This is a genomic window from Microbacterium sp. Ru50 (genome assembly GCF_002920555.1).
GTDB classification, from domain to species: domain Bacteria; phylum Actinomycetota; class Actinomycetes; order Actinomycetales; family Microbacteriaceae; genus Microbacterium; species Microbacterium arborescens.
Map to the genome: position 1 here is coordinate 26,037 of NZ_PQSV01000001.1, position 15,614 is coordinate 41,650.

8 protein-coding genes are annotated in these 15,614 nt (G+C 72.0%); 1 reads left to right on the top strand and 7 read right to left on the bottom strand.

Annotation, left to right across the window (positions count from 1 at the left end):
* Positions 1–7: 7 nt before the first annotated feature.
* The 7 genes from C3481_RS00115 to C3481_RS00145 all read right to left on the bottom strand — a co-directional run bounded on the left by C3481_RS00115 (position 8) and on the right by C3481_RS00145 (position 14,739).
* Positions 8–2,512, bottom strand: a complete 2,505-nt coding sequence (locus tag C3481_RS00115; protein WP_103840349.1) for a transglutaminase domain-containing protein — start codon at positions 2,510–2,512, stop codon at positions 8–10.
* Positions 2,509–3,864 (bottom strand): DUF58 domain-containing protein, encoded by a 1,356-nt coding sequence (locus C3481_RS00120; RefSeq protein WP_103840351.1) that lies wholly within the window; start codon positions 3,862–3,864, stop codon positions 2,509–2,511. The genes C3481_RS00115 and C3481_RS00120 overlap by 4 nt, the downstream gene beginning before the upstream one ends.
* Positions 3,861–4,826, bottom strand: coding sequence for a MoxR family ATPase (locus tag C3481_RS00125; RefSeq protein WP_023950264.1), 966 nt, complete (start codon positions 4,824–4,826; stop codon positions 3,861–3,863). Before C3481_RS00125 ends, C3481_RS00120 begins: the two co-directional genes overlap by 4 nt.
* Positions 4,827–4,857: 31 nt before the next feature.
* Positions 4,858–10,797 carry an Ig-like domain-containing protein gene (locus C3481_RS00130; RefSeq protein WP_103840353.1) on the bottom strand — a complete coding sequence of 1,980 codons (5,940 nt, stop codon included), beginning with the start codon at positions 10,795–10,797 and terminating at the stop codon, positions 4,858–4,860.
* Between the two features lies 1 nt (position 10,798).
* Positions 10,799–11,944, bottom strand: coding sequence for a serine/threonine-protein kinase (locus C3481_RS00135; protein ID WP_103840355.1), 1,146 nt, complete (start codon positions 11,942–11,944; stop codon positions 10,799–10,801).
* A 110-nt stretch (positions 11,945–12,054) separates the two neighbouring features.
* The gene (locus C3481_RS00140; RefSeq protein ID WP_103840357.1) at positions 12,055–13,110 is read right to left on the bottom strand and encodes an FHA domain-containing protein; all 1,056 of its coding nucleotides are present in this window, start codon (positions 13,108–13,110) and stop codon (positions 12,055–12,057) included.
* A 33-nt stretch (positions 13,111–13,143) separates the two neighbouring features.
* Positions 13,144–14,739, bottom strand: coding sequence for a dolichyl-phosphate-mannose--protein mannosyltransferase (locus tag C3481_RS00145; protein WP_071917992.1), 1,596 nt, complete (start codon positions 14,737–14,739; stop codon positions 13,144–13,146).
* Positions 14,740–14,761: 22 nt separating this feature from the next.
* Here C3481_RS00145 and rsmI point away from each other — a divergent pair, with 22 nt between their 5' ends.
* Positions 14,762–15,586, top strand: a complete 825-nt coding sequence (rsmI, locus tag C3481_RS00150; RefSeq protein ID WP_023950271.1) for a 16S rRNA (cytidine(1402)-2'-O)-methyltransferase — start codon at positions 14,762–14,764, stop codon at positions 15,584–15,586.
* The last annotated feature ends 28 nt before the right edge of the window (positions 15,587–15,614 follow it).

The window sequence follows — 15,614 nt, forward strand, 5'->3', positions numbered from 1 at the left end:
TGCCACCTTATCGATCCCGCCGTCCGCGCGGCAGCCGTTGCGCTCGGCCGACGCGACGCTCCCGTCGCACCAGCGAGCGGAGCGACACCCGCGCGCGGAGCCGGGCCCAGAAGCCCAGGCCCTCATCGAGCCGCGAACGTTCGGACTCGACGATCCGCCAGAAACGCTCCGCCTCGTCCTCGTCGGGCGGTGCGGCGTCGAACACCGACCGGTCGGCGAGCGTCGCCAGTTCGGTCGCCCCGACCGAACCGCCGTACGCGACCACGAGCTCCTGCCGTGTCAGCGAGCCGGGCCCGGGGAGCCCGTGGTCCACCGCGGAATCGACGAATTCCTGCCAGCCGCCGGTGAACCGCTCCACGGGGTCGGTGCTGGCGCGGCGGCCGCGGCGTCGCACGAGCTTGGCCAGCACGATGAGAGCGAAGGGCCCGACGAGCAGAAGCAGCACGAGGAGCGAGATCCCGCCGATGCGGAGAGCCGTCCACAGCGCGGTGAGGTCGCGCGACGTCGCCGTGTCGTCGCTGGGGCTGCGGCCGCCGTCGCTGGGATTCGCCTCGGCGGGCTGAACCGTCTCGGCCTGTTCCTGCCGCACATCGGTCGGGATCTTCGGATCCTGCCGCTGCTGCGTGTCGGGGGAGGGGAACACCGCGTGCTGCGGCGTGACGTCGACGGCGACCCAGTCGGGACCGAGACCGCGCACCTCGAGCCACGCGGAGATGTCTCCGGCCGTGCACAGCCCGTCGTCGCAGGTCGCGAGCGTATCGTCGGTCGACTGCAGCCGCATGCCCACGACGATCCGGGCGTCGAAGCCGAGCCGGTCGGCGATCATCATCGCGGCCACGGCGAACTGCTCGTCGTCGCCGATGGCCGCGACCAGTGCCGCGTCGTCCTCACCGCCGACCTCGTCCTCGCGAGCCAGAAGATCCCCGAAGAGCTGGTCGATGCGGTCGGTGGAGTGCCCGGCCCGGCTCGGCTGGAACGCGTAGTCGCCGAGATCGGTGATCCACGCCGGTGGTGCTGCCGTGTCGATCGTGAGGGCGTGGCTGAGGAATCCGCGTGCGCGGAGCAGGTCGATGAGGTGCTCCAGTCCCGCCCCGCCGGAGCCGTTCGCGTGCTCGTCCATCCATCGCACGAGACTCTCGGGCACGACGTCGTCGCCGAGCGTGGGCGTGCCCCGTGCGGGCTCCAGCGAACCGAGGGCGGGAACGGCCTCGGGACGAGCGGTGCCCTGCCGGTACTCGGCGCCGGGCTGGAGGCCCGGGTCCGCCAGCTGCACACCCGCGGACGTCTCGGCGTTGTAGTAGAAACCGTCGGCCAGGGTCGCGGCATCCGCGCCGTCGAAGTCGACGGAGGTGACGGCGTCGACCGTCGGCATCCAGACGCCGTCCCAGCCCTCGATCGCGATGCGCGCGGATCCCGTGACCGATCCGGCGCCGGCGGGGAGCGCCGAGGGGACCCGGGTGAAGGACGAGCGCGGGTCACCGGCCGGCGCGGCGGGGTCGACGACCCGCGCGACCCGGCCGTCGTAGAACGGCAGCGTCGCGAGCCTCACCCGGTCGACGCCCTCGGGCGCCGTGACGCGGAACATGGGCTGGTCGAAGCGGTCGTCGGAGAACCAGGTGCGGTACTGCCCGAGCGGGCTCAGTTCGGCGGCGAGCTCGAGCCGCGGGTCGACGTCGGCCCGGAGCACGTCGCGGGGCGCCCCCGCGAGCGCCCACGGCGCGATGATCGTCGCGCCGACCAGGCCGACCGCGACCATCCCCGCGGCCGTGGCGATCCGCCCGGCGAGCCCGCGGATGGGCCTGCTGCCGCTGCGGACGCCTGTCGCGGCCGTCGCCGTCGCGATCGCGCGCCGCCGGTCTGCCGTGGTGCGCCACACGATCGCGATGAGCGCCGCCACCAGGGCGGCCATCCCCACGAGTGCTTCGCGGCTGAGCGCCACCGGCCCGACCGCCGGGCCGGGCATGGGGGCCGTGGATCCGAACGCGACGCCGAACACCGTGGGGACGAGCGCCGTGACGACGGCGAGCGGCCACCACCGTCCGCCGCGCCACGCGACCGACAGCGCGAGCACCGTGGCACCGAGGAAGACCAGCAGCGCGGGAGCGAGCGTGGCCTGATAGCTGCCGAGCGGCAGCTCGAGGGTCAGGAGGTCCTTCCACCCGGTGACCGGGGCCGTCACGACGCCCCGCAGGCCCTGGAGCGCCTGCGGGAGCGAGCCGAGCGAGCCGGGGGCCGCGAGCGGGAGACCCAGGACGACGTACGTCGCGATCGCGGCGAGCGCGATACACCAGCCGTTCAGACGCCAGCGCAGTCCGGCCGCCGCGATGGCCGTCCCCGCCACCAGCGCCGCGGCGACGACGATGACGAACGCCGCACTGCGGTAGATGGGCCACGCGGCGAACGCGCCCACGGCGAGCACGAGCAACAGCACGACCGCCTGCAGGACGAAGAAGCGCCAGGGGGTCCGGGAGGTGCGTCGGGCGCGCAGGTCGCGCCGTGCGGGCGCGCTCACGACTGCGCCGCCCGCGACAGCAGCTGGCGGAGGTCGTCGAGGAGTCCGATGGAGAGCACCGACATGCTCCCGAGCGCGCGGAAGCCCGGCTCGGCCTCGAGCGAGCAGGTCACCGCGATGACGCCGACGTCGGCGGGGAAGGCGAGGGCAGCGGACTGCAGCTGGGCAGCGGTGAGCGCTGAGCCGCAGACGAGGAACCCGATCGAGACGTCGGGGTGACTCTCCGCGGCGAGCGACGCCGCATCGCGCAGCGGGCTGACGTGCTCGAGGCGGTCGAGCCCGGCGAGGTCGTCGAGCAGAGTGCGGGTCGTGATGGTCGTGAGCTCGCGGATGGTGCGGATGCGACGGCGGGCGAACTCCGGCACCTCTCCGCCGACCACGACGTCGACGTCGCGTCCGTCGCGGATGCCGCGGATGCCGAGCGAGGCTGCGGCGCTGACGGCGAGCTCGAACTCGTCGTCAGAGGCGTACTCGTCGGCACCGACCGCGAGGGCGATGACCATGCGGCTGCGCCGCGTCTCCTCGTACTGCCGGACCATGAGGGTGCCGGTCTTCGCGGTCGACTTCCAGTGGATCTGGCGCTGCGAGTCGCCGGCGACGTAGGGGCGGATCGCGTGGAACGAGAAGTCCGCGTCGACGACCGTGCGCGACGCGCTGCCCTCGAGATCGCGGATGTAACCGGTCGTCGTGCTGCGGAGCGCCGTGGTGACGGGATGGATGTAGAGCGTGTGCACGTCGTCCCACGTGCCCTCGCGCTTGAGGATGCCGAGGGGGTCGCCGCGCACGGTGCGAGCGGGACCGACCGTGATGATGCCGCGCCGGTGGGTGGGCACCACGACCTGTTCGGTGTGGGTGTGCCCGTGGCGCAGCAGAGGAACGTGCACGTCGACGATGCCGTCTCCCACGGGGACGTCGATGCGACCGGGGAGGGCGGGCGCCGCGCCGACGTTGGTCACGACGAGCGTTCCTTCCACCTGGGTGCCGGCGACGACCCGGTCATGCTCGAGACGCAGATCGACCTGGTAGGCGCGGGCGCTGAAGAGGAAGGGCACCGACAGCACGAGGAGCACGAGGGCGACGACGCCGGCGGCGGTGAACTCCATGAGACCGAGGGACAGGCCGATGCCCAGCCCGAGGACAGCGGCGACCACCATCAGCCACCCGGCGACCGTGACCGTCTCGGCGATCCATCGCGCCGTCGCCGTGGCGGCCCGCCGCAGACGTCGCCACGACTGCACGCCACGCACCGCGAGCACGGTCGTGCGGCCGGTGGTGCCGAACCGCGTGCGCGCGAAACCCGTGCCCTCCGAGACGGAGGTCCGGGTCAGGCGGGACTCGGTGTCGAAGCTCACACGGTCTCTCTCTGGCTGGGCGGCACGGTGTCGAGCAGAACCTGCCCGATGACCGCCCCGGCCGTCACGCCGTCGAACTCCGCCTCGGGGTCGAGGATCAGACGGTGCGCGAGCACGGGCTCGGCGAGGGCCTTCACATCGTCGGGCGTGACGTAGCTGCGGCCGTGCGCGATGGCCCAGGTCTTCGCGGCCTTCGTCAGCGCGATCGCCCCGCGGACGCTCACCCCGAGGCGCACCTCGGTCGCGAGCCGCGTCGCCTCGACGAGGCGGGCGATGTAGTCGAGGACGAGGGCGTCGAGGTAGACCCCGCGTGCGATGTCGGCCATGCTCACCACGCCCTGGGGCGTGATGACGGGGGACACCTCGCGGCGCGTCTCGGCGGCCCCCTCGAGGATGCGCACGGTCGCGGCGTGATCGGGGTAGCCGAGCGTCGTCTTCATCAGGAAGCGGTCGAGCTGCGCTTCGGGCAGGCGGTAGGTGCCCGCCTGCTCGACGGGGTTCTGCGTCGCGACGACGAGGAAGGGCACGCCCACCCGGCGGCTCACACCATCGACCGTGACCTGGCCCTCCTCCATGACCTCCAGCAGAGCCGACTGCGTCTTCGGCGAGGCGCGGTTGATCTCGTCGGCGAGGACGACGTTGGCGAAGATCGGGCCCTGATGGAACTCGAACTCGCCGCGACTCTGGTCGTAGACCGTGATACCGGTGACGTCACCGGGAAGCAGGTCGGGCGTGAACTGGATGCGGCTGCTCGTGCCCTGCACGGTCTGCCCCATGGCGCGGGCGAGTGAGGTCTTGCCGGTTCCCGGGTAGTCCTCGAGCAGGAGGTGACCCTCGGAGACCATCGCGGTGAAGGCGAGCTCGATGACGTGGCGCTTGCCGAGCACGACCTTCTCGACGTTGTCGACGAGCGTCGCGAACGTCTCCTGGAACCAGGCGGTCTGCTCCGGTGTGATGCTCATGGGGTCCTCTCGGTTCGCCATGCGGCGGCTGTCAGGGGGCGGTGTTGCCGGTGCCATCGGCGGATGGCTCGGTGGGTGTCGGCTGCGGGGCGGCTATCTGCTCGCAGGACCGCTCCAGGGTGAGCTTCTGCAAGCCGGACAACGGCCCCGTCCACGTCACCGTGTAACGGTTGCTCCGTACCGTGCCCGTGCCGCCGACGGCCTCGGAAGCGACTGAATACGTGCCCGACGGGAGGCCCGGAGGACTCCACGCGGGGACGGATGTCTGGTCCGATCGGCACGACGGCAACGAGTTCGCGGAGACCTGAACCGGGAAGGATGCGTTTGCGGAAGCCGGTTCGATCGGAGAGGCGTCCGAGCAGTTGGCGTCGAAGCCGAGGAACGTGTCGCACCAGCGTCCGGACCAGCCGGTCACGGGAGCGTTGTAGCCCGGGGTGAAGTCGGCGACCGTCGTGCGGCCGTTCAGGAGCCTGAACTGGGCGTCCTCGAACGGAGGATCGGTCGGACGGTTGAGCTGTGCGCCGTAGGTGTAGGTCGTGCCATCGCTGCTCGGCTGCGTGCTCACCGAGAAGGTGATCCCCTCGGGCGCCTCGACGCTGCCGACCGGACGGGCCGAGATCTCGGCGCCCGTGACGCCGAAGCCGCGCTTTCCGTTGAAGGTGTGCTCGGCGCACGCCCAGACCGTCTTGCGCTTGAACGCCTGCGCCTCGAACTGCTGGCTCGTCGCCGACCCGGTGGGAACGCAGGCCTCGGCCGACACGTCGCTGAAACCGATGAGGGTCTGCGTGCCATCGCCGTTGGGGGTGACCGACGCGGTCACGCGGATGGAGTTCGAGGTGTTGGTCTCCGACAGAGTCAGGCCCGGGGCGCCGACGCCGTGCGCCGTGACGGCACGCGACTGCCCTTCGCTCGAGCCGGCCGCGATGGGCGGCAGGTCGAAGGTCGTCAGCGGCGTCGCCGTGAGAGTGATCGCGGAGTTCGATCCGACGTCGTAGTTGGGGAACGTCGCGGTGCCGCCGACCACGGGGCGCGTGTCCGATCCCGCGCGCCCGCCGCTCAGTCGCACGCTGCCGGTCGTGGCATCCAGTCCGGTCACGGTGATGGTAGCGCGTCCCCCGTCGCGTCCGTTGGGCGTCGGCTCGAACGACGATCCCGCGGGCTGTGCCGGCGGGCGGTAAGCCCACGCCTGGGTGCGCACGGTCGAGCGCGACTCGCCGACGGAACTGTAGGCCCGCGCCTCGTACGTGATCTTCTCGCCGACGGGCGCGGAGATCGGGGAGCACGACCCGGATGCCGGGCAGGTGGCGACCTCGCGGCCACCCGCGGTGATCCGGTAGCCCTGGACAGCGGGGTAGGAACCGCTGTCGGAGCTCACGCGCAGGGTCACCGAGTCACCGGTGTACGCCGTCCACTCCACGCGCGCGGGATTGGCCGGAAGGCCCTGCAGGTCGAGGATCACCTGCCCGTTGCGGGCCCCGCTGGACTGACGCCCCTGCGCGTCCTCGACGGTGAAGCTGCCGGTGCAATCGGCGGCGCCCGGCGCATCCGCGCTCCACGTCGCTCGTACGGCGGTGTCGCTCGCGCGCGAGAACGACACGCCCGTGCAGTTGCCGGGGCCGCTGGCGCCCACGAGCCGCAGCGGCGTGCCGGGCAGCGGGTTCACTTCGCCGGCCCCGCCGATCACCTCGATCGTGCACGAGGTCGCGCCGCCCGACTGCGAGCACGTCTGCACCGCCGACCCGCCCTTGGGCAGCGTCGAGGGTGCAGGACCGACCGTCAGGAGGAGATTGGCGGGCGCGGCGTCGGAGTGGCTCGGGAGCGAGATCGCGACCGGTTCCTGACGCCCGGGACGCGCGGCATCCGCTGCCGTCACCGTCGCGGTGCTGCCCTCGACGGTCACGGTGAACTGGTCGCCGCCGTACGCGCCCGCATAGCGGACGGAGTCCCAATCGGCGCGACCGGCCCACTGGACCATCTGCCCCAGGTCGTAGGTCTGCGTCGAGCCGGGGCTGACGGTGAGCGACGCGCTGCGCAGGGTCGGCTGGGGAATCTCGGCTTCGATCGTCACCCGGAGCGTCAGGAAGGTGGCGACGTCCTGCGTGCTCAGTCGCGCGGGGACGATGCAGCTGTCGGTCCACGGGGCGCCGGCACCGGCGGAGTATCGGATCGTGGTGCCCGACACGACGCTGCACACGGCCTCGCCGCGAGCGCCGCCCGCGCGGATGCCGTCGTCGATCACCAGCGTCGCGCCGCGGGGGACGCGCACGGCGTCAGCGAGGTCGACATCGACGCTCTCCTTCTCGCGCACCTGCAGGGGCGGGAAGCCCTCGCGCAGCGCGAGGCGGACGTCGGCCTCGCCGGGCACGCGGAGGAATCCGTACGAAGTGACTTCGGTGCCGTCGAACGCGGTGCCGGTGACCTCGAAGGGGATGAGGCGCGAGCGCTCGGGCAGCTCGCCCGAGATCTTCCAGCCGTCGACGGCGAGATCGGTCGGCTCGCCCCACAGCGAGAGACGGAGGCCCGAGACGTCACCGGTGTTCCACGACACCTGCCCGTCGAGCACATCGATGCCTCGGGGGAAGTCCTCGCGGTTCTCCAGCGTCAGCACGGTGTCGCGCACGACCGGGTAGTCGGGCACCGGCTCGCGGACGGTCTTGACGACGATGAGTCCGATGGCGGTGTCGCCCCGCTCGTTGCGGACGGTGTAGGTGTACGAGAAGGTGCCGAGCACGTCGCCCGCGCGAAGAGTCACGGCGCCGTTCTCGATCGGTCCGATCAGGCCCCGCAGGGTGTCGTACTCGCTCGAGCCCTCCTGCGCGTTCGGTGCGACGTCGATCAGCTCGAGATCGGTCCCCGCGGGGTCGATGTCGTTGTCGGTGGGGCGCACGACCACCGTGCTCTCCGCGCCGACCTGCACCTGCAGGTAATCGCTGTAGGTCACCGGACTCGGGTCGGTCTGCGTGTCGATAACTCCGACGCGCACGTCCGCCGTCCCGGTCGCTCCGCTGGGGTCGCGCACGGCGTACCGGAACCTGACCTGCCCGCTGAAGCCGTCGGGGCTCGTGTAGACGATCGCCGAGCCGTCGGCCGAGATCGTCGCCGAGCCCTGGTCGGGCTGTGCGACGATGCGGTCGAGCACGACGGGGTCGCCGTCGGGATCGACGGCGTAGGCGTCGAGCGGGATGCTGACCGATTGGCCGCTGAGGACCCGCCCGACCAGCGTCCGCGGGAGGGGTGCCTGGTTCGACTCGTCACCCACGACGGTCACGGTCACGCGTGCTGTGTCTCTGACCTCGGGGAATCCGAGCCGGAAGATCGTGTACGTCAGGGCGTACGTCCCGGGCTCCTCGGGCGCGAGGTAGCGCACCAGCCGGCTCGTCGCGAAAGCGAGCCCGCCGCCGGTCTCGTTCACGATCGACGAGGGATCGATGGCGATCGGGGCGCCCGACGGAGCGGTGTCGTTCTCGAGCACCGGGATGTCGATCTGCGTGCCCGCGCGCACGGTCACGGCGTCATCGACCGCGATCGGCGGTTCCGCGGTCGCGGCCGGGAGCAGGACGACGGTCAGCTCGCCCTGCGCCGTCGCGGCTGCGCTGCCGGTACCGTCCGACACGGTGTATCGCACGACGCCGAGGCGGCCGGGTTCACCCGAGTCGGTCATGCCGCTCACCCGGAGCAGGCTCTGGCCGACCAGGTCGACGCCGAGCGAGGCGAAGGGGTCGCTCTCGGGCCGGATGTCGCTGAGCAGCAGCACCGAGCCGGCCGGATTCGACACGGCGGCGGCGACGTCGATCGTCGCGTCCTCGTTCGGCCGGACGAATGCGGTGAGGGGCGGAGTGGTGATGCCGGCCGTCTCGGGCGCGAGCATCGTGACCCGTACGGTCGCCGTGGCCTCGGCCAGAGAGTCGCGCACGGTGTACTGCACGAGATAGGAGCCCGGGGCCGAGGCGGTGACGACCATGCTCAGCGCGGCAGGGTTCGCCGCCGCCGTCGACTGGGCCTCGTCGAGCGGCACGACGCCGGTGAGGGACACCGGCCCGGCGGCGCCGGTGACGTACGGCGCGACGGACACGTCGAGCGGCTCGCCGACGACGCCGGTGACCGCGAACGACTCGGCGGTCAGCTCCGGCGTGGGGGTGACGGTGATCGTGAGCGGCTGGGTCGCGGCCGCGCCGCGCGCATCGGAGACCGTGACCGTGATCGTCACGGTCAGGCCCTCCGTGGCGTTCGGATCGGGATGCTGGTAGGTCAGCGTTCCCGTGGGGGTGGTGGTGACCGTTCCGACGCCGGTGTCGTTCGTCGCGCCGGCGAGGAAGACCGGGTCGCCCTCGGGGTCGACCCACCCCTCGAGCAGCTCGGCCGAGACCGTTCCGCCGGGAGCCACGGTGAGCGACGGCCAGGTGGCGAGGCATCCCTCGACACCACACCATACGGGCGCGGTGTTCTGCTCGTCGTCCACGACCGTGAGCGTCACCGTCGCGAACTCGGAGAGCAGGCCGTCGGCGGTCGTGCCGTCGGTCACCCGGTAGCGGAGGGTCGCGGTGCCCGCGGCATCCGGAGACACGGCGACCGTCAGCTGCTGCTGCGCGCCGGTGATCGACGCGGTTCCGAACGACGGGTCGAGGTTCTCCAGCGAGCCCGGGTCGATGCTGAGCACGTCCTCGTTCGGGTCGTGGTCGTTCAGCAGCACCGGGAGGAGGGCCACCGAACCGGCTCGGACCCCGAAGGCGTCGTCGACGGCGACGGGCGGCTTCGGATCGACGACACGTTCGGAGGTGGCATCATCCTGCTGCTCGATCTCGACCTGACGGTCGAGATCCCACTGCTGCGACGACGCGACGAGCTCCCCGTCGGGGACGTTCCAGACCCAGCCCGAGCGGCGATCGTTCAGCGCGAGCCTCGTGCCGTTGCCGATGAAGGCGGGATCGACATTGTCGCCGATGTCGGCGCCGCGGTAGTCCAGCGGCGTGACGGTGCCGGGGTCATCGCTCGACCACAGTGAACCGGCCGACTCGCCATCGCCGAGCCACGCGGCGTAGACCGTCGAGCCGAGCACCGCGGGCCTGGCGGCGGTGCCGGCGCCGGGGCGGTCGAGCGCGCGGCTCGCGCCGGCACCGGTGAGGTCCACGGCGACGACGCCCTCCGCGTCGGCGATGTAGGCGCGATCGCCGTCGCCTGCGGCGTCCTGCAGTCTGGCGCCTCCGGCGAGACCGGTCGTGATCGCCTCGTCGCGCCCCCGCACCCACACGTCGCCGCTCGCGTCGTCGAGCAGGACCCAGCGCGAGCCGACGACGCTCAGCTGCGCCGCGTCGAGATCGCTCGGTGCCGCGTCCTCTCCGAGGATGCGGCCGGTGCGCGAGTCGGCGCGGACGACCCGACTCTCCGCGGCCGAGAAGGCGTAGACGACGCCGTCCGTGCCGACGGCGACGGAGGTGGCCACGAAGCGCGGCCGCTCCTCGCCCTCGGGCACCTCGGCATCCGCATAGGGGTCGATCGGGATCCCTTCGCCACCGCCCGACAGGCTCGAGCCGAACACGGCCCCCGCCTCGGTGCGGTAGGCGATGGTGTCGCCCGTCACGGCGATGTCTGCGGTCCCGGGAGGCGTCGGGGTGAAGACATCCTGGGCGTCCTCGGTGAGGTCGGCCGGCCGGCCCATGTCGACGTCGGAGAACTGCGATGAGCCGTTGCTGTAGACGAACAGGCGGTCCGTGGTCTGCGCCAGCGCGCTGCCGTTGTCGACGCGCTTGACGGTGTCGATCTCGCCGAGCTCGAGGTTCACGCGGGCGTATCCGCTGCCGGCGCCGTTCTGCAGCGCCCAGACCGTCGGATCGTCCGGAGGCGTCGACTGCGCGTCGTACCCCGGCCAGACGACGGCGAGCGTCGCGGTGACCGCGAGCACCGCCGTCACCGCACCCGCGGCGATCCAGGTCGTCCGGCGAACGCGGGGACGCGCGCTCTCGCGCCGCGCCATCTCAGAAGCTCCCGCCGACGATGAGCAACGTCGTGACGGCACCGGCCCCGGCGACCAGCAGCGCGCCGCCGGCGATCAGGGCGACCCGGGCTGCGGTTCCGAGGCGGCGGACCGGCTCGGCGCCCGCGAGGATCGTGCCTTCGTCGGGACGGCGATCCACCACACGCGCAGCGCGCGCCGGACGGCGGGACTCGTACGCCACCGAGGGGCGGACGGGTCCGCGTGCGCGGTCGTCGGCGAAGTCGACGGTGGCCCCCGCTGCGGCCCACTCGTCGACCGCCACCTCCATCGGCGTGTGCGGGAGCCCGAGCTCGTGCTGCACGAGCTGGAGGTCGTGCGCGAGATCGGCCGCCGTGGCGTGCCGTGCACCCGGGTCGCGACTCATCGCGCGCGCGAGGACCTGCTCGAGGCGCTCGGGCACGTCGGCCCGGCCGATCGGCGTATACGCGGCCTTCCGGATGCGCGACTTGAGCTGCTCGCGGCTGTTCTGACCGCTGCCTGCGCGCTCGAACGGGCTGCGCCCGGCGAGAAGGGAGTACAGCGTCGCACCGAGCCCCCAGACCTCGGCCGCGACCGACCCGGAGACGCGCTCGTCGATGATCTCCGGCGCACTCCAGGGCACCGACATCGCGAATACCTCGTCGCCGTCGGAGCGTCCGGAGATGGCGGCGGCGATGCCGAAATCCGACAGCACCGGGGTGCCGAAGGTGGTGATGAGGATGTTGGAGGGCTTGATATCGCGGTGGAGGAGGCCCGAACGGTGCGCGGTCTCGAGGGCCGAGCCGATCTTCACTCCGAGCTGCAGCACCTCGCCGACCGGGATGACCTCGCGCCGGTAACGGTTGGTGAGCGAGGTGGGGCAGTACTCCATGACGATGTAGGGCCGGCCGTCGGAGGAGATCGACGCTTCGTAGATCGTCAGGATGGAGGGATGCGAGCTGAGGCGCGCCATGACGTCGGCTTCGGCGTTGAACATGCGCAGCAAGCTGTCGTCGATGATGTCCTCGAGAAGGACCTTCACCGCGACGGGGCGGCGGGGCAGGTTCTGCTCGAAGAGGAAGACGTCGGCGAACCCGCCCGTACCGAGGGGACGGACGTAGGTGAATCCCGCAAGACCGGGCGGCGCGGAGGGCAGTCTCGACGCCACGAGTCATGCACCCCCTGTCAACGGGGGCGCGATGACGTCCCCCGGAATCCGAATCCGGTGAGATTTTTCTAACACACCGACCACAGGCCGGGAAATCGCTTGACCGGACGTCACGAGAGCGGCTCGAAAGATGCGAGCACGCCGTCGCCGAGATCGAGCACAGCACCCGGCGCGACCCGAGCGGTCGCCCCGCTCCGCAGCAGCTCGGCGTCGCCCGACGCGTCGCGCACGATCGTGCCGTTGGTCGACCCCAGGTCGCGCACGACGAGCATGTCGGCGTCGAGGCTGACCTCGACGTGCGTGCCCGAGACCTCCTTGCGGGCCGAGGGCACCGAGACGATGCGGGCGCCCGGATGCTGTGCTGCGCGCGGCGCCCGCCCGAGCACGATGGGGTGGTCGAGAGGGTAGGTACCGCCCGGCTCGAGGCGCAGGACGTACCGGCGCGGTTGCGCACCGACGGGTGCGGCGGGTGTGCGGCGCGAGCCGAGAACGGTGCTGTCATCGATCTCGGGCCGCGGCTCGGGCTCGGGCGCCCGCTCGGGGTCGGATGCCAGCTCGGGCTCGGGGCCGGGTTGGGTGCGGCGCCGGGGGCCGAAGGACTCGGTCAGCGTCCGACGATCGACCGCGACGGTCTCGAGCGGGTCGAGGTCTTCGAGCGCCGCGACGGGAGGTGCAGCCGCGACGACGGTTGCAGCGACAGCGGGCGAGGCGACAGGCGCGGTCGAACCCCATTCCAGGGCGTCGGTGCGCACGACGCCCCGACCGATGGGGAGGAGCGAGGGTCCGGTCGCGGCGCCGATCCCGAGGGAGATGCCCGCGACGTGCTGGGCCGAGCCCTCGACCCACGTGCCGACGCCCGTACCGGCGTAGCTGCTGCGCTGAGGACCGTGCAGATCGATCGTCGCCGCGCCGCGGACGGCGACGGAGACGGCGCTGGAGCCCGCATCGACGAGCTCGACCAGGGCGAAATCGGGCAGCGCACCGATGCCGACGGTCGCGATGACCGAGAGGACATCCTCGAACGCGGCATCCCGCGCCGTCATCGCCTCCCACACGGCCCCGGCCAGCGCTTCGCCGGCGCTCGGGCCGAGAAGCAGCGCGAACCGATCGGTGACCATCGCGAACCCCGAGCCGCGGGCGTCGTCGGGCGTCGGGTAGCGGAACACGCGCCTAGCCTACGGGGCCGCCACCCGCGGGCGTCAGACCCAGCCGGGAAGCCAGTTGTGCAGACGATAGAACTCGTAGGGGACCGAGATCGCCGACCACAGCGGGAACCAGAACGCGGCGAGGATCAGCACGACACCCAGGAAGACCAGCACGACCCGTTCGACGCCCCGTGTGCTGCCGCGGTCGCGACGCGCGGACCTGACCGCGGAGCGGATGACGAACACCAGCGCGAGCAGCAGGAACGGCTGGATCAGGACGGTATAGAACTGGAAGATCGTGCGCTCGGGGAAGAGCAGCCACGGCGCGTAGGTCGCGAGGACGCCGGTCAGGACGATGCCGTAGGCGCCGTCGCGGGTGCGGAAAAACAGGTAGACGAGGTACAGCACGCTCGCGACGCCGGCCCACCAGACGATCGGGTTCGGCATGCTGTAGAGGATCTCCCAGCATCCGTTCGGATCGGTGCACGATCCGGTGCCGCCGGGCGTGCTGCCCGCGTACATCGAGGTCGGGCGCAGCAGGAGCGGCCACTGCGCGGCCGGACTCGCATAGGCGTGCGGTGTCGACATCCCGGCCGTCGAGCCGTACATCGACTCGTGATAGCGCCACAGGCTCTGCAGCGGCAGGGGCACCCATGACCACAAGCCCGTCGCCGGGTTCGCATCCGCCGCGTGCCGGTCGTAACCGCCGTCGGTGACGAACCATCCGGTCCACGACGCCAGATACACCACGAACGCCACCGGAACCAGGAGCACGAACGAGACCGCCCCCTGGCGAACCGTCGCGTCGGCGGGCCAGTACAGGATGCCGGCGCTGCGGCGCGCCAGCGCGTCGCTGACGACGAGATAGATGCCGATCGCCGCCAGCACCCAGACGCCCGACCATTTCACGGCGGTCGCCGCGCCCGCCGCGGCCCCCGCGGCGATCACCCAGGGCCGGTTCCACAGCACCGGGCCCCAGGCCGGAGCGCCGATGTCGTCCCACCGCGCCGCGATGCGCTCGGCGAGCATGACGCGCGTGCGGTTGCGATCGAGGACGACGAACCAGAACGCCAGCAGCGTGAACATCGTCAGGAAGATGTCGAGCAGCGCGACCCGGCTCATCACGATCCCGAGGCCGTCGATCGCGAGCAGACCGGATGCCAGCGACGCGAAGACGACCGAGCCGGTGAGACTGCGCGCCAGAAGGTACAGCACGAGCACGCACGCCGTGCCGGCGAGGGCAGTGCCCAGGCGCCAGGCGAAGGTCGAGTCGGCTCCGAACACGGCCATCGGCAGCCCGATGAGGTACTTGCCGAGCGGGGGATGCACGACGAAGCTGCCCGTCGTGGTGAAGATGTCGGTCTCGCCCGCGAGAAAACGCTCGTCGGCGCCGTCGGGCCAGGTCGCGGCGTACCCGAGCACCCACTGGCTCCAGGCGTCCTTGACGTAATAGGTCTCGTCGAAGACCACGGCGTGGGGGTGGGCGAGGTTCCACATCCGCAGAACGGCCGCGATCAGAGTGATCACGAGCGGGGCGATCCACGCCACCCGCCGGGCGAAGGCCGGGTCGCCGCCGAATCGGGCGTGCCACCGGTCGAGAAGGCTCGTTCGACGTGTCTCGGGGAGCAGCGGCTCAGCGGTCGTCGTCACGCCGCCAGCCTATGCTGGGGCGGTGATCATCCTCGCCGCGACGCCCATCGGCAACCTCGGCGACGCCACGACGCGGCTCGTGACCGCACTCGAGGAGGCGACGACGATCGCGGCCGAGGACACGCGCACGACCCAGCGCCTGCTCCAGGCCCTCGGGGTGACGAATCGTCCTCGTCTGATCGCTCTTCACGATCACAACGAGAAGCAGCGGGCAGAGGAACTCGTCGAGCGCGCGCGGACCGAGGACGTCCTCGTCCTCAGCGACGCCGGGATGCCCACCGTCAGCGACCCGGGGTTCGGGCTCGTCGCCGCGGCCGCCGCGGCGGGGGTCCGCGTGACCGTCCTGCCCGGGCCGAGCGCGGTGCTCGCGGCGCTCGCCGTGTCGGGGCTTCCCACCGACCGGTTCGCGTTCGAGGGCTTCCCGCCGCGCAAACCGGGAGAGCGACGCCGACTGTTCGACCAGCTGGCGGGCGAGCAGCGCACGCTCGTGTTCTTCGAGGCGCCCTCCCGGATCGCGGAAGTGCTCCGGGCCATGGCCGACGCCTTCGGAGGCGATCGGCGTGCGGCCGTCTGCCGCGAGCTGACGAAGCTGCACGAGGAGGTGGCCCGGGGGACGCTCGACGAACTCGCCGCGTGGGCCGCCGAGGGCATCCGCGGCGAGATCGTCATCGTGGTCGACGGCGCCGGTGCGCGCGAGACCGACCCCGCCGATGCGCTCGCGCAGGTGCAGCGGCTCGTGGCCGACGGCATCCGTCTGAAGGACGCCGCCGCCGAGGTCGCCGCCGCCACCGGCCTGTCGTCACGCGATCTGTATCAGGCCGCCCTGGCTGCCCGCGCCCGCCCCTGACGCGGCCCGCCCCTGACGCGAGAACGCA

Coding starts and splice junctions, on each gene's coding strand:
- C3481_RS00130 (WP_103840353.1), bottom strand. CDS start 10,797: ATGGCGCGGCGCGAGAGCGCGCGTCCCCGCGTTCGCCGGACGACCTGG.
- C3481_RS00125 (WP_023950264.1), bottom strand. CDS start 4,826: ATGAGCATCACACCGGAGCAGACCGCCTGGTTCCAGGAGACGTTCGCG.